Here is a 16,473-nt window from a genome sequence, read left to right on the forward strand (position 1 = left end):
ATGCTAGTAAAAGCGCAGAGCTATTTTTTTATTAACTTAAGGTATTATTGGGTATCAAAGTATTATTGAGTATCTTGAGTGAACAATATCGTAACGCGTAAGGTCTAAGCTAGTTTTATAGTCCGCATTACAATAACTGTCTCAAATTTTTTTACATACAACATCTGTAACGTTGTAGAAAATTTATTCTAGATTGTGCGGAAAACCCGCGTTCCTATTAATTAGTAGGTTTTGCGTAACGGGATAGATTATCTATTCTATTCGCACACTAGAAATTTATTACATCTCCCGATATAAACCTACGTCTTACATCAGGGGGGTTAGGTTGCTTGTCACTCACGACTATTATGCAAGATAAATACGTTCCTGCCAATGTCGAATCCGCTGTGCAGAAAGCCTGGCGTGATAATGATGTCTATCGTAGTTTCGAGCGCACCGATAAAAAGAAATTCTATTGTGTTTCGATGCTGCCGTACCCGTCTGGAAAGCTGCATATGGGACATGTGCGTAACTATACAATTAATGATGTGATGTATCGTTACCAGCGTATGCGGGGCTATAACGTGCTCATGCCTATGGGGTGGGATGCATTTGGAATGCCAGCAGAAAACGCGGCTATTTCTAATGGTGTTCCACCAGCTAAATGGACATATGAGAATATCGCTTGTATGAAGAAACAGATGCAAGCAATAGGATTAGCAATCGATTGGTCACGTGAGATTACAACATGTAAGCCAGAATACTATAAATGGAACCAGTGGTTATTTTTAAAGATGCTTGCAAAGGGTATCGCATATAAAAGGGAAGGAATAGTAAACTGGGATCCAGTAGAGCAAACTGTACTAGCTAACGAGCAGGTCATTGACGGACGTGGCTGGCGTTCCGGGGCGATAGTTCAAAAGCGTGAAATCCCGATGTACTACCTACGAATCACGGAATACGCAGAGCTATTGCTTCAGGATCTAGATGCGCTAGGGTGGCCCGAGCGTGTGAAAATGATGCAGCATAACTGGATTGGCAAAAGCTATGGCATAAATTTTAGTTTCCCGTATGAAATTGATGGGCGACAACAATTTCTGCGGGTATTTACCACCCGTGCAAATACGATTATAGACATCACCTTTGTGGCTATTTCTATCGAGCATCCACTTGCCACAAGACTAGCAAAAAAACAATGCGCATTGCAGGCGTTTATTGACGAGTGTAAAAACGCTAGAGCAGCTAAGTATGATATGTCTGCAATGGAGAGGAAAGGCGTTTCCACCGGTTTCTATGTTGCACATCCGCTGACAGGCGCTGATATTGAAGTCTGGATTAGCAACTATGTACTGATAAACCATGGCGAAGGAACGGCAATAGGCGTGCCGATGCATGATGAGCGTGATTTTGAGTTCGCAACGAAGTACCGCCTTCCCATTAAGCGAATCGACGCACCACGAGATAAGGGAATGTATTCGTCAAAAGACTGCTGCAGTGAGCGGTGTATTGGTGTCTGCGCGCATAGCGACAGGTATGATGGGATAGATGATAATCAAGTAGCGGAAGCTATCGAGGCAGACCTTGCTGTTAAGGGGCTTGGCAGAAAGCAGGTCACGTACCGGCTGCATGATTGGGGTATTTCGCGTCAGCGCTATTGGGGTACGCCCATTCCAATGATCTATTGTTCGATCTGTGGCGATGTGCCAGTGCCAGAGCAAGACCTGCCTGTGCTGCTACCTGAAGACTTGGTTCCAAATGGCAGTGGAAATCCGCTAGCTAAGTCCGAGGCGTTTATGTACTGTATATGCCCGCGCTGTGGCGCCGAGGCAAAACGTGAGACTGATACAATGGACACGTTTGTCGATTCTGCCTGGTATTTCTCGCGCTATACATGTTCAAATGCGTCAACAATAGTGGATGCCCGTACCGACTATTGGATGCCCATGGATCAATATATCGGCGGAATTGAGCACGCGATTTTGCATCTGCTATATTCGCGCTTCTGGGCTAAAGTAATGCAAGATCTTGGGTTAACTAATTTTTCTGAGCCGGCAACTAATTTAGTCACGCAGGGTATGGTACTCGATCAGACGTACTACCGTGAGGATTCGACCGGTAAGAAGACGTGGTTCAATTCCTCAAATATAACGCTGTCATATAACGACAAAGGTCGTCCGATTAGTGCATCGCTACATAGCGATGGCCAAGCGGTCCAGATAGGTGGCCTTGAAAAAATGTCGAAGTCGAAAAATAATGGCGTTGATCCACAGCATCTAATCAATTTGCATGGTGCCGATACTGTGCGATTATTTACAATATTCGCAGCGTCGCCAGAGCAGTCGCTTGAATGGTCTAGTGCTGGTCTTGAAGGTGCGCGCCGTTTTCTACGACGACTTTGGACATTCGGTTATATGAATCAGGCAATGTTTTCGACATGTCCTGTATTAGACACCGCAATTCTAGAAGACGAGAGCAAGATATTGAGGCGAGAGATTCACTCAATGCTCAAGCAGGCTGACTTTGATTATCAGCGGCTTCAATATAACACCATTGTATCTGCAGCGATGAAAATGCTTAATGCGCTAGAATTAGCTAAAGCAGTTAGTGCTGCAGTCCTCTATGAAGGATATGGTATCTTGCTGCGCATACTGTATCCGGTGGCACCACATATCACATTCACATTGTGGCGTGAACTTGGTTATACGACGCAATTTGGTACCCTACTAGACGCAGTATGGCCGAAAGTAAACCAGCAGGCGCTGGAACAAAGCGAAGTAGCACTAGTTCTGCAGATTAACGGTAAAGCTCGTAGCACGCTACAGGTAGCGCATAATGCGCCACGCGAGTCGATAGAGAAAGCGGCGCTTGAGCATGAAATACTTACCAAGTTCTCTAAAGGTAAAATTCCAAAGAAAGTAGTGATCGTACCGGGACGGCTTGTAAATGTGGTCTTTTAAGGAGTGGTTATATAACTAAATCAAAACTCACGCTCTGCTTAGGCGTGTTTACTACAGTAGTGTTATTGCTGTCCGGATGTGGTTTCCAGCTGCGTGGTAACTATAGTTTCCCGTTCAAGAGGCTTGCGCTTATCGGCCTGGGTATAGAGCTTAGTACTAAAATTCAAAGAATGGTCGAGAGTGGCAGCCAGACGCGCATTGTCAGGGGTGTAGATAGTGCAGATGCAATCTTATCAATTTCAGAGGAACGTAGTGCGATCGCGGTTTCACGTAACGTAGACGGGCATGTCGATCAGTATAAACTTAACTATACAATGTCCTACCAACTACTTAACTCGGATGGCGCAGTATTGCTTCCACCTAGCACCCTGCACCTTAATCGCTTAATGAGCTATTCAGATCAGTATATCCTAGCTAAGTCTCAAGAGTGCGATTTACTGTATCGCGATATGAGCAGCGATGCGCTTAGACAATTATTATGGCGAATAGGCACAGTGTATAAGACGAACTTAAGTAATGATGGGGTTCGGGTAAGGACGACACATGCCTTACCACGGTAAGGCGGATATAGGCTGATGCAACTTCATATAGACGCTCTAGAGTCCCATCTTGCGAAGACGTTAGGTTGTTTATACATCGTGTGTGGCGATGAGCCCCTGCTTGTGCAGGAAGCTATAGCACGCATCCGATGCGCAGAGCGGGCGTCAGTTTTTACTAAGCGCAACATGTTCTACGTCGATCGTAATTTTGATTGGAGCCTACTTCTTGGCACAGTACAATCCATGTCTTTATTTGATGAGCGTCAGGTTATTGAATTACGTATTCCAACTCGGAGGCTAGACAAAAATGGTGGTGAGGCATTAAAAGCGTTGGCAGCATCGGTCAATCCTGACGTGCTCATATTAATTTCATTGCCGCGGCTAGACGTCGTAATGCAGAAGACGGCATGGTTTGCTGCATTGCTTCAGACTGGCGTAATGATACGTATCGACACGATTAAACGTATGCAGCTACCGAATTGGATTGATAAACGGCTTGCGGCGCAGAAACAAGGCGTCCTTCCTGGCGATGAAGGACGACAGACATTGCACCTTATCACCGAGCGGGTTGAGGGTAACTTACTGGCTGCTCATCAGGAAATTCAAAAACTTGGTCTACTGTATCCTGCCGGCAAATTGACACTCGAACAAGTGCGGGATTCGGTGCTTAACGTCGCACGCTACAATGTGTTTAAGCTCAACGAGGCAATGCTTGCCGGTGATATTGAACGCCTAGCTCGGATGTTCGATGGATTACGCGGCGAAGGTGAGGCTTCGGTATTGGTTCTCTGGGCTATCGCAGAAGAAATCCGTGCGCTAATGCGCATTAAGCAAGGACTGGCTGATGGAAAAGAGTTAGCAATCTTAATACGTGAGAATCGCGTGTGTGGGCTACGTGCACAGCTTATGCCTTCCGCTCTACAACGTGTTAATAAATCTTTACTTGAACAGGCACTGTGGTTAGCATCGCGTCTAGACCGGCAGATCAAAGGGGTATATAGCGGGGTAGGCGTAGTGTATCTAGGTGTCGAACCTAGTTACACGTTACTCCCACCGGCTGATCCGTGGGATGGCTTATTCGATCTAGCAATGATGATTACACAGCCCGGCGCTACGACTACTGCTATGCAGGTAATACGCCTGTAGTTTGAGTCATTAAGTTGCTACGTAGCACGGCAAATCTATAAACAACGGTTTAAATTTGTATAGATAGGAATCTATAATAATGCCAGCTGCATGTGCGTATTACGAAAACAAAAGATGAATATTAACTGCTATATGGCCGATTTGGGTCGGCGAGCACGTGCAGCTTCAAGGAAGATTGCTCGGGTGTCGGGGGCTACTAAGAACGTAACGCTTGAACAGATTGCATTAGCAATCCAGAGAGAAGCCGACTCACTGCAGCAAGCAAATTCGCGTGATGTTGCTCGAGCACGGGCTCATGGGCGCGATGCGGCTTTCATCGACAGACTCACGCTATCGGATCAGGTAATAATAACAATGGTCGAAAGCGTGCGGCAGGTCGCGGCCCTGCCTGACCCGATTGGCGAAATTACTGGTATGAGGACGCGTCCTACAGGCATACAGGTTGGTCAGATGCGAGTGCCGCTGGGTGTAGTTGGCATAATTTATGAGTCTCGGCCGAATGTTACGATTGACGCTGCTGCGCTATGTCTAAAATCGGGTAATGCAGCGATTCTTCGCGGCGGCTCGGAGGCCATTGAATCTAATACAGCATTCGCTGCGCTAATATCTAAAGTACTATATACAAGTGGCCTACCTAGGGATGTAGTACAAGTGATCTGTACGCCAGATCGGGCAGTGGTAAGCAAGCTAATTACGATGACTGAATACGTTGACGTAATCGTACCGCGCGGTGGAAAGCGCTTGATTCAAAAATTGATGAATGAAGCGCGGGTACCGATAATTAAGCATCTAGATGGCGTATGCCATATCTATGTAGATGAGAGTGCTGATATTAATAAAGCGCTAAAAATATGCGATAACGCAAAGACGAATCGGTACGGCACTTGTAATACTATGGAAACACTACTTGTCGCATTAGGGATCGCACCAACCGTCTTACCGCTACTGGGTAAGTTATATCAGGATAAAGCCATTGAACTACGGGTAGATCCGGCTGCTCGCACAATTCTTACTAATGCTGGTGTTAAGCCGATTATAGATGCGACTGAGGCTGATTGGCGCACGGAATACCTAGCGCCAGTGCTTGCGATCAAAATCGTGGACGGCATCGATTCGGCGATCGAGCACATTAATACGTATGGATCTGCGCATACAGACGCTATCGTGACTGAGCACTATACTCGTGCTATGCAGTTCTTAAGTGAAGTCGATTCATCTAGTGTAATAGTTAATGCATCTACACGCATCGCCGATGGTTTCGAATACGGGCTGGGTGCTGAAATTGGCATCTCTAATGACAAATTGCATGCTCGCGGTCCGGTCGGACTTGAGGGGCTGACCTCATTAAAATATATTGTTCTGGGCCACGGGGAAGTACGACAATAAATAAGCGTTACGCGTGCTTTAAACATTAAATAATATGCATCGTATTGAGCAACTTTATAGTTTTTAGGACTATTCTGTTTGCTTTTTAAGCTGCCAGATCAAACGTTTTAATAATCTTCAGGTTCTCTGAATAAGTCTAGCGATTATAGATTTACGCAAAGACTTTTAGCGTTACTTAACTGAGTAACTAGCATCTTGCACCGATGAGGCGCGATAGCAGTTATAAGACTCTCGCCAAGACTATAAGCGCTAGAATATATGGTTTTGTCTCAGCAGTTTTATAGAAAAGTTGATTGTAACCGGTCGTGAGACCGGCAATATTCGAAATATGATCCGAAGTCATAGGCTTGCTTTACAAGGCTATCCAGCCAGCATGCCACCGGTGGCGTATTAACGCGCTACTATTATCATGTCCCGCATAGAGAAGCTACATAACTACCTAATGATATTGGAATGGGGGTAAGTGTGTACTCTTCTATTCTAAGAATGCGTACGCTACAAACTTTTTCTAGATTTAAAGTCTTAAAATATTTTAAAGCAGAGTCTGCGGCTGAAGTACGAAATTATAATTTCGTTTTCTTACCTTAGTAGAGGCTATATAGGAGGCCCGAGGATCTCGAAAATTATCTCAGTATATCCATCTTATCAAGCAAACTTATACGGTGACAGCACCAGCTTTACTGTAATCCATCCTGAGCTGTATTACTACGAGAAAGCTTTAATCAACTTTGATTGAGTCTAGTTTTAATTTCCATTAAACTCGTCAATAATACCTAAGCTTTTAATCTATCCGGCGATTCAAACTTTATAACTAAGTTGTATATGCCAACCGTTTCCAGGAACGATTTTCATGACTTCGTTACATCCTCGACTAGTAGCTGTGACCGATCGCATTATCGAGCGCAGTAAGGTAACGCGGCATGCTTATCTTACTCGAATTGAGGATGCGCAAGGACAGTTTCCTGCACGTAGTGCACTATCTTGCGCTAATTTAGCTCATGGCTCTGCCGGATTTGAGGGGCAGGATAAGATTTCGATCCGTGCGACGCAGCAGCCAAATATCGGCATTGTGTCAGCTTATAATGAGATGCTCTCAGCACATGCGCCGTACCGGAACTTTTCCGACATTATTAAGCAAGCTGCCCGAGAGGCGGGGGGTATTGCACAATTTGCCGGTGGAGTGCCGGCGATGTGCGATGGTATCACGCAGGGTAATGCTGGAATGGAGCTGTCACTCTTCTCCCGCGAGATAGTTGCAATGTCGACAGCGATTGCATTGACTCATAATATGTTTGATGCGGCACTGTGCTTGGGCATTTGCGACAAGATCGTACCGGGTTTATTAATTGGTGCGTTGCAATTCGGCCATTTACCAACAATCTTTGTGCCCGCAGGGCCTATGACTAGTGGCTTACCTAATGATGAAAAATCTAAGATCCGTCAGCAGTTCGCTATCGGCGCTATAGGGCGAGAGGTATTACTGGACAGTGAGGCTCGTGCGTACCATGGCCACGGAACCTGTACATTTTATGGAACAGCAAACTCAAACCAGCTGCTCATGGAAATTATGGGCTTGCACTTGCCGGGTGCTGCATTTGTTCATCCATATACGCCACTGCGTGATGCACTCACTGCCGAGGCAGCACGGCGCGTGTTACAGCTCACGGCGCAAGGTTCGAACTACACGCCGATCGGTCGATTAATTAACGAAAAAACAATTGTTAATGGTATTGTTGCACTACTAGCCACTGGCGGCTCGACTAACCATACTCTACACTTAGTGGCAATTGCCCGAGCCGCGGGTATTGTAATCGACTGGAACGACTTTGATGACCTATCTCGTTCAGTGCCACTGCTAGCAAAGATATACCCAAATGGTAAATCGGATATTAATCACTATCACGCAGCTGGCGGTATGGCTTTCCTAACACGTACTCTACTCGAGGCAGGCTTGCTGAACGATGATGTGACGACCGTTGCTGGGACTCGATTATCCTCTCATTACACGCATGAACCAGCATTAGTTAATAATCAATTACTCTGGATCGATGGTGCGAGAGAGAGCCATAACAAGGCTGTTTTGCGTAGTACTGCAGAACCATTTCAGTTGGATGGCGGGCTGAGACTGGTTCAAGGCCCGTTAGGACGGGGTGTCATTAAGATTTCTGCGGTGGCACCGAAACATCGCAATATTACCGCACCAGCAATTGTCTTTGATTCGCAAGAAGGCGTACAAGCCGCTTTCAATCGTGGTGATCTAGAGCGCGACTGCGTCGTTGTAGTACGATTCCAGGGGGCAAGAGCAAATGGCATGCCAGAGCTGCACCAGCTCACTCCACTGCTTGGAGTCCTGCAAGATAAAGGTTTCAGCGTGGCACTAGTAACCGACGGTAGAATGTCTGGTGCTTCAGGAAAAGTTCCAGCAGTTATTCATCTATCGCCTGAAGCACTTCTAGATGGCCCGATTAGTAAAGTGCGTAGCGGCGATATAATTACGCTTGATGCAGAGGCTGGGAGACTAGACGTAAATGAGGCTGAATGGGCGTGTCGCGTAGACGAAAAGCCTATTATACATCCCAACCAGAATGGGCTAGGTTTTGGACGAGAGCTATTCAGTGTTTTCCGTGCAGCAGCGCTTCCGGCTGAGCTTGGGGCATCGGTTTTTGGCGCTATACCGAATGAGGGTATCGTTTAATTTTGAACTATCGGAAAACTACAGATGAAATCTATAAGCGAAATTGTACAGATTGGGCCAGTTATCCCAGTTCTAACACTTGAATCAGTAGAGCAGGGTGAGAAAGTCGTGAATGCCTTATATAAAGGCGGAGTAAAAGTTTTAGAGATTACTCTGCGCACTTCTGCAGGCCTGCAGGCAATTAAGTGTGCGTCGCAGTTTTCCTCGGATATAGTCGTAGGCGTCGGCACGCTGACTACCGCTGTTCAGGTTGAGGAGGCTAAGCGCGCTGGCGCGACATTCGGCGTTTCGCCCGGACTTACGCGAGATCTTCATTGGGCTGCAAAGGATATTGGCTTACCATTGCTTCCCGGCGTGATGACGCCCTCTGATATCCTAATTGCACTCTCACTGGGCTATGATATAGTAAAATTTTTCCCGGCACAGCTAGCTGGCGGATTAGACATGTTACGGGCGTTTAGCGACCCATTCCCGATGTTGCGGTTTTGTCCGACCGGAGGTATCACGCAAGAGTTAGCAGGAAGTTTCCTATCGTTACCTAACGTGGCTTGCATTGGCGGCTCTTGGCTTACACCAAAGGAAGCAATGACCGCCCAAAATTGGGGCGAAGTAACACGTTTAGCATGTGCGGCAAGTCAACTGGCACAGCATAAAACCTAACTACTAGAGTCGAATAGATACCACACGACTAAGATCGTTCGGGCGATATTATCTTTTCATTAGCTCAATATATATACAGCGAGTAAATACTTATTGCATAGGTCGGGTAAGATATCGTCCTTATATTAATCGATACGTTGTGCGAGCTCAACTGCTTTACCAACATAAGATGCCGGTGTCATTGATAGCAGTTGCACTTTGGCCTCGATTGGAATTTCTAGTGCGCTAATAAAAGCGTCTAATCTATCGCGGGTAATACCCTTGCCACGAGTAAGATTTTTTAATTGCTCATATGAGTTTTCTACTTTATAGCGACGCATGACTGTCTGGACTGGTTCGGCCAGTACCTCCCAGCAGCTATTTAGGTCCTCATTAATTCTATTTGGATTCACTTCTAATTTATTGAGTCCTCGGAGTAGCGAATCATATGCAAGTAGAGAATAGCCAAATACAAGCCCAATGCTACGCAGAACCGTTGAGTCGCTTAGGTCTCGCTGCCAGCGCGACACTGGAAGCTTATCTGCCAGATGCCGAAGCATTGCGTTAGCTAACCCAAGGTTGCCTTCGGAGTTCTCAAAATCAATTGGATTCACTTTATGTGGCATTGTCGACGATCCAATCTCTTCCGAATTTATTTTTTGCCTAAAATATCCTAGAGATATATAGCCCCATAGGTCACGATCTAGATCCAACAAGATCGTGTTTGCCCGTGCAAGCGCGTCAAATAGCTCTGCTATATAGTCATGCGGTTCAATCTGAGTTGTATAAGAATTAAATGTTAGTCCAAGCCGGGTCTGTACGAAATCCCGAGCGAAACCTTCCCAGTCGAAATTTGGATAGGCAGACAAATGAGCATTAAAATTTCCTACTGCGCCATTCATTTTTCCCAGTAACGAAACAGAGGAAATTCGATCAATAGCATACGATATGCGATTAGCTACGTTAGCAATTTCCTTGCCTAGTGTCGTTGGACTAGCTGGCTGTCCGTGCGTGCGTGAAAGCATTGATTGCTTTGCATGTACGTGCGCAAGTACGATTAGTCGCTGATGTACGGCGCGCAGTGCTGGCTGTATCACATGTTCTCTCGCACCCTGAAGCATAAGCGCATATGCTGTATTATTAATATCTTCGGATGTGCAGGCGAAATGGATAAACTCATTAGTATGCTCTAGTTCTGGCTGGCCCTTAATCGACTCTTTTAGCCAGTACTCAACCGCTTTCACGTCATGGTTCGTCACGCGCTCAATCTCCTTGATACGAGCGGCATCGTGCAGGGAGAACTTCTCCACTAGCTGAAGTAGAAATTGTTCAGATGGTATAGAGAAGTCTGGGATTCCAGGCAACCCAGCATGTGATAGCGCAATTAGCCAATAAACCTCAACAGTGACGCGATGCCGCATAAAGGCGGCTTCAGATAGCCAGTAACGCAGGGGTTTAGTTTGAGTCGCATAGCGGCCATCTAGTGGTGATAGAACAGTTAGTTGAAAAAGCGTATCGATAGAAATATCAGACATAGTATAGGCCCAGGTATGGCAGCAGGCCCAACAAGATACAGCAATCGCTTATATGCATTCTATAGAGCCTAGAAATAGAGTAATCGAGAGAGCGCAGAGCAGTTAACATACTAATTTAAGAAAAGTGTCTTGTTTGGCAATAGCCGAAAACCCATTCTAAGATTATTGTGAGAACGTTAACACGCTCCGCCTATGGGACCCGCCTTTTCTCAGCCGCATGCCTCAGACAAGACTAGCCGATTGCCGTTATATAGTACCTTTATATAATTTTAGGGGTTGCTCATAGAATAGGATCGTACCCTCTGAACTTGTAGAGTTAGTGTCGCGATAGGTAAGCATGCGAATCGAGGAGCGCTAAACTTGAAAACCTACTAGGGGAGAACGCTATAGTCGGTGAAGACTATTATTATCATGCCAGCGCTCCAAGAGCAAAGGTTTAGCTACACCAGTGCGCTGGCATTACGATGATTCTGGGTTATTCCTTCAATTTTTTTCTGTGATAAAATCTCTGCGCTTAATCCCTAGACATATCGCTAGAGCAGCTGAGACGAATACTGACGAGTAGATACTAGATAAAATACCAATGGTCAGTGCTAATGCAAAATTATGCAGCATAATACCGCCAAACAAGAGTATTGCTAGCACCATCATCTGCGTTGCGCCATGCGTGATAATTGTGCGCGATATTGTCCTTGTAATAGCACGATTGATGACCTTAGTAACCGTCATATTGTGCTCTTGGCGGAATGTTTCTCGAATCCGATCAAAAATAACGACAGATTCATTAACCGAATAGCCGAGTACTGCGAGCACTGCCGCTAATACTGATAGCGAAAACTCCCACCGGAAAAAAGCGAAGAAACCTAGAATGATCACTAAGTCATGCACATTTGCAATGACCCCAGCAATTGCAAGTTTCCACTTAAATCGGCATGCAAGATAGATTAAAATTCCCATAACTACAAAAATGAGTGCAAGTAATCCATCCGTCATCAGCTCTTTTCCTACCTGGGGCCCAACAAATTCTATACATTGCAACTTGATCTGGTTATCAAGCGCTTTCAGCGCAGCCATTATCTGGTCACTTTGCTGTGCCGAGGAGAGCCCCTCCTTTAATGGAAGCCGGATTAGAACATCATGTGATGTGCCAAAGGTCTGTACCTGCGCATTTGTGTAGCGAATCCTATTTAAAGCATTACGAATTACATCAATTTTTTCAGCTTGTGGCACATGTATTTCTAGCACGGTTCCACCAGTAAATTCAGCAGATAAATATAGACCGCGATACATTAAAAAGAATACAGCTAGAAGGAATGTTATGAGTGAGATTATATTAAAGACTAACGCCCACTTCATAAAAGGAATATCTTTGCGAATCCGAAAAAATTCCATAAGGTTCTCCCTGAGCGCGCTTAGTAAGATTAGCTCAGCTTAGTCGGTACATTACATCGTGATCCATATTTTGATAAAAGTAGATTATTAGGTCGAGCGTTTAGATCCTCTTCGATTTTCCCTAATACTCGAGATGATTCTTTCGCGATAACTAGCGCTCTCTCTTGGGTAGATTCGGGGTATGCTGGACTAGCGCGTCTTCTGGGCTCCATATTTGCCCAATAGCTAGAGACTTCAGCCTCTTCTTATTTCCGTACCATAGATTTACCAGACCACGCGCGAAAAATACCGCAGAAAACATGGAAGTCAGGATTCCGACACAGTATACAACAGCAAAGCCACGTACTGGCCCCGAGCCGAACGTAAGTAATGACAGACCAGCGATTAGCATTGTGATACTCGAATCCAGGATCGTTACCCATGCATGTAAGAAGCCATTTTGGATAGCTAGTTGCGCAGATGCGCCGTAACGTAGTTCTTCTCGGACGCGCTCATTAATGAGAACATTCGAGTCAATTGCCATGCCTAATGTCAGTGCAATCGCAGCAATACCAGGCAGCGTAAGGGTTGCGTGCATCATTGATAGGGATGCGACGAGTAAAAACAAGTTCACTGATAATGCAATGACTGAAATCAGTCCGAACAGCATATAGTATGCAATAATAAACACCGCGATTGCGAGGAATCCGTACTGTACCGAGTTAAAGCCTTTTTTAATGTTGTCCAGACCCACGCTTGGGCCTAGCGTACGTTCCTCAACGATTTCCATCGGAGCGGCTAGCGAACCAGCTCGCAACAATAACGCGAGATCAGTTGCTGCCTGTAGCGTTAGCTCTCCAGTAATCCGAAAGTTTTCACCAAGCTCAGACTGGATTGTCGCCGCAGTTAAAATCTCACCCCTGTTCTTTTCAAATAATACGATCGCCATAGTCTTATTAATGTTGTTGCGCGATATGTCACGCAACACCCGTCCACCACTGGAATCAAGGTGAATTTTTACTGCTGGACGTTGATACTCATCAAAGTCAACTAACGCATCGGTGATTCTATGACCAGTAAAAATCACCTGTTTCTTTAAGTACATCGGCACGCTATTTCCTTGCGTGAACAGGTCATCACCAGCCGGTATCGGATCCTCGGGATTAAGCACTGGATTTTGGTAATCAACCATGCGCGCCTCAAGCGTGGCGGTCCGCCCGATGATATCTTTAGCTTTTGCAGTATCCTGAATGCCAGGAAGCTCAACAACAATGCGGTCTGTTCCTTGCTGCTGCACAATTGGTTCTGCCACACCAAGTTCATTAATTCTATTTCTCAGGGTTATAATGTTTTGTTTTAGCACACTGTCTAACACTATTTTTTGTACACTAGGTGTAAGTGTACCTATTACCCTATCGCCATGTAACGCTGGAAATAATTGCCAGGTTAACTCAGAAAGATTGTCCTCTAGTATCTGGCGAGCGCGGCGTGCATTATCCTGATTATTACAGTTAACTACCACCGTCTTGCCAACGCGATTTACACGGCTATCGCCTACTAACTTGTTATGTAGCAGTAGTGCACGTCCATCGGTTGCATCTGAATCAAGCCTCTTATTCAATACGCCATCTAAGTCTACCTGCAATAGAAAGTGCACGCCACCACGGAGATCTAGGCCTAGATACATTGGTAAAGCGTGTAGGGCGGATAGCCAGTGCGGCGAAGCCGATTGTAGGTTCAGTGTAACGATATAGGTAGGATCCTTTGGACGAGTATTTAGTGATTTTTGAAGAACGTCTTTTATACGTAATTGCATATCGGTATCTTTCAGTCGCACGTAGATAGCCGCATTCTGACTCATGCTGTCGAAGACTATGTCATCTTTATGCACGTCATACTTGTTAAGAGTCGACTTAACAATATTGAAGACCGATGCATCCAGCTTAACCGTCGCTTTACCGCTAGATATCTGTACCCCTGGAACCTCACCAAAGAAGTTTGGCAATGTATATAGCAAGCCGATAGCAAGTACTAACAGCATTACAACGTATTTCCAAAGGGGATAGCGATTCATGGAATAACTATAAGAGTTCTAGTAAGGCGCTTCCAGAGTCGCTCTACTTCAATGCGATATTGACTTATTAGACGCTAAGCCACACATAGATACCAGATATAAGTCAGGATTAGAGAGACTTTATCGTGCCTTTAGGGAGAATTGTAGAGACCGAGCTCTTTTGGATGGTAACTTCAACACCCTCATACAACTCTATCCCAACATAAACCTCACCGATCCTAGAAATCTTACCTATCATACCGCTGGATGTCAGCACTTCATCTCCCCTGATCATAGTAGCTAGCATTTTTCGGTGCTCCTTCTGCCTTTTCATCTGAGGGCGGATCATGGAAAAATATAGCACCGCAATCATGAGTATAAACAAGCCGTATGTCTGAATAAAACTAGCAGCACTATCTATAGTGGATACGCCTTGTGCGTACGCATTAAGAATGAACACGTTGGTCTCTCCGTAGTAGAAAGTAATAAATAACCCTACATTCTATCATTCTGTACCCTGCTACCTTAGACAATCCAGCTCAGTGGCGGCTCATCTGTCGCATAACTACACATAATAATCTTGTGCCTGTCATATTTCCGCTTCCCTTTATGTCTTTTCTAACCCGACTTGAATTCTTTGCTCCCTGCCCACGTGGTTTGGAGGGCGCGCTCGCAACCGAACTCCGCGAGTTATCCATACTCGCATCCGATCCAGCATTCGCTGTGCAAGCGCCGACGGCTGGTGGCGTACCGTTTAGCGGTACATGGACTACCGTTTTTGTTGCCAATCTATACTCTCGGATCGCTAATAGAATCCTCTTGAAAGTTGTAACGCAATCCTACTGTGACGAGCACGATATTTACGCGCTAACACACGAACAGCCCTGGGAACAATGGTTTAACGCTAGTCGAACGTTGCGGGTAGATGTAACTGCGATAAAATCTCCTCTTCGCAGTCTAGAATTTACGATGCTTCGCATTAAGGATGCGATCTGCGACCGGCTTCGCGAGCGCACCGGCTCAAGACCCAGTATCGATACGATCGAACCAGACGTACGTCTTAAGGCATTTATAACTGCTACAGCCTGCACGCTGTACCTGGATACGTCTGGCAGGCCCTTATTTAAGCGCGGCTGGCGTCTGGATAAGGGCATCGCGCCATTGCGCGAGAATCTGGCCGCGGGGATTCTTAGGCTGTCCGGCTGGACATCTGGACAGCCATTATTTGATCCGATGTGCGGGAGCGGCACATTCATTGCCGAGGCCGCCCAGATCGCTCTAGGCATCGCGCCTGGTCTCAACCGACATTTTGGTTTCGAAAAGCTCCTGCACTACGATCTTTCCGCATGGAAACACATGAAAGCCCAGGCGCTGGATGCTCAGCATAGCTCTTACTCTGCGCTAAGCAGCACTTTATTGATCTATGGTGGTGATATATCCAATAAAATGTTAGCCAAGGCTACGGCAAACCTACGGCGAGCAGGCTTGCCAATGATACCGCTGCAACGATGCGATGCGCGTGATATTGTAGCGCCATGTAATCATCCAGGCGTGCTAGTTATAAATCCACCTTATGGCGAGAGACTCTCGGTACACCACAGGAGAACTCGCTGCTGCGGGAATAACATCGCAGCATTTAAAGATGTTCACTCAAACGATGCGAGCAGCATATTTTTCCGTGTTTTCGGCGACGTGCTCAAGCAGCGGTTTTCTGGCTGGCAAGTATTCGCACTCAGCCCCAATCGAGGGCTGCCAGGTCAGATACGACTGCGCGAGTCGACGAAGACAGTGCTGTATAATGGAGCGCTCGAATGTCGGCTATTCTGCTTTAACTTAGCACTGTCCTGATATGCCAACGCTCGTTTACATGGATGTAGATCAGCTGACTCGATTGAAATACACGGTGCTGGCAACACATGCGCGCACGCCTACCCGGGTTTTATATGTCTGGACAGCATGCTGAAGTGTGTATTACAGCTTTCCATTCTTCGACAGACATACGTAATCTACGTTGAATAACTTCACTGCATTAATTTCCTATCACTATTGCTTATACTGCGGTCCGCTTTCGTTCTTGGAAACGGCGTAATATAAACCCGAATCGCAGCTCGCGCAGTCACGGATTGGTGTCTGTCTACCAGAGAAGCTACCCTAATTAGGAGATTTGGATAGA

General features: G+C 45.9%; 10 protein-coding genes and 1 pseudogene. 7 read left to right on the plus strand and 4 right to left on the minus strand.

Annotation, left to right across the window (positions count from 1 at the left end; translation table 11 throughout):
• The first annotated feature begins 347 nt into the window (after nucleotides 1-347).
• The 6 genes from leuS to eda all read left to right on the plus strand — a co-directional run bounded on the left by leuS (nucleotide 348) and on the right by eda (nucleotide 9,362).
• The gene (gene leuS, locus KW136_RS01700; RefSeq protein ID WP_216796704.1) at nucleotides 348-2,936 is read left to right on the plus strand and encodes a leucine--tRNA ligase; all 2,589 of its coding nucleotides are present in this window, start codon (nucleotides 348-350) and stop codon (nucleotides 2,934-2,936) included.
• 44 nt (nucleotides 2,937-2,980) lie between these two features.
• On the plus strand, nucleotides 2,981-3,496 hold the full coding sequence (locus KW136_RS01705; protein WP_246583194.1) for an LPS-assembly lipoprotein LptE: 516 nt from the start codon (nucleotides 2,981-2,983) through the stop codon (nucleotides 3,494-3,496).
• A 15-nt stretch (nucleotides 3,497-3,511) separates the two neighbouring features.
• Entirely contained in the window at nucleotides 3,512-4,621 is a 1,110-nt protein-coding gene (holA, locus tag KW136_RS01710; protein WP_216796705.1) for a DNA polymerase III subunit delta, read from the plus strand.
• 114 nt (nucleotides 4,622-4,735) lie between these two features.
• Nucleotides 4,736-6,007, plus strand: a complete 1,272-nt coding sequence (locus tag KW136_RS01715) for a glutamate-5-semialdehyde dehydrogenase (protein WP_216796706.1) — start codon at nucleotides 4,736-4,738, stop codon at nucleotides 6,005-6,007.
• A gap of 850 nt (nucleotides 6,008-6,857) precedes the next feature.
• Nucleotides 6,858-8,702, plus strand: coding sequence for a phosphogluconate dehydratase (gene edd, locus KW136_RS01720; RefSeq protein WP_216796707.1), 1,845 nt, complete (start codon nucleotides 6,858-6,860; stop codon nucleotides 8,700-8,702).
• Nucleotides 8,703-8,726: 24 nt separating this feature from the next.
• Entirely contained in the window at nucleotides 8,727-9,362 is a 636-nt protein-coding gene (gene eda / locus KW136_RS01725) for a bifunctional 4-hydroxy-2-oxoglutarate aldolase/2-dehydro-3-deoxy-phosphogluconate aldolase (RefSeq protein WP_216796709.1), read from the plus strand.
• 125 nt (nucleotides 9,363-9,487) lie between these two features.
• On the opposite strand, the gene purB is transcribed toward eda, so the two are convergent.
• The 4 genes and pseudogenes from purB to yajC form a co-directional block, all read right to left on the minus strand.
• Nucleotides 9,488-10,876, minus strand: a complete 1,389-nt coding sequence (purB, locus tag KW136_RS01730; protein WP_216796711.1) for an adenylosuccinate lyase — start codon at nucleotides 10,874-10,876, stop codon at nucleotides 9,488-9,490.
• A 483-nt stretch (nucleotides 10,877-11,359) separates the two neighbouring features.
• Nucleotides 11,360-12,268 carry a protein translocase subunit SecF gene (secF, locus tag KW136_RS01735; protein ID WP_216796713.1) on the minus strand — a complete coding sequence of 303 codons (909 nt, stop codon included), beginning with the start codon at nucleotides 12,266-12,268 and terminating at the stop codon, nucleotides 11,360-11,362.
• Between the two features lie 193 nt (nucleotides 12,269-12,461).
• Nucleotides 12,462-14,321: pseudogene (secD, locus tag KW136_RS01740) on the minus strand (protein translocase subunit SecD); the annotation flags it as partial.
• A gap of 109 nt (nucleotides 14,322-14,430) precedes the next feature.
• Nucleotides 14,431-14,760: a preprotein translocase subunit YajC gene (gene yajC, locus KW136_RS01745; protein WP_216796717.1), complete on the minus strand. Its 330-nt coding sequence runs from the start codon at nucleotides 14,758-14,760 to the stop codon at nucleotides 14,431-14,433.
• 149 nt (nucleotides 14,761-14,909) lie between these two features.
• Here yajC and KW136_RS01750 point away from each other — a divergent pair, with 149 nt between their 5' ends.
• Complete coding sequence (locus KW136_RS01750) at nucleotides 14,910-16,148, plus strand: THUMP domain-containing class I SAM-dependent RNA methyltransferase (RefSeq protein WP_216796719.1); 1,239 nt, start codon at nucleotides 14,910-14,912, stop codon at nucleotides 16,146-16,148.
• The last annotated feature ends 325 nt before the right edge of the window (nucleotides 16,149-16,473 follow it).

It is taken from the genome of Candidatus Vallotiella hemipterorum (assembly GCF_910593725.1).
Classification (GTDB): Bacteria; Pseudomonadota; Gammaproteobacteria; order Burkholderiales; family Burkholderiaceae; genus Mycetohabitans; species Mycetohabitans hemipterorum.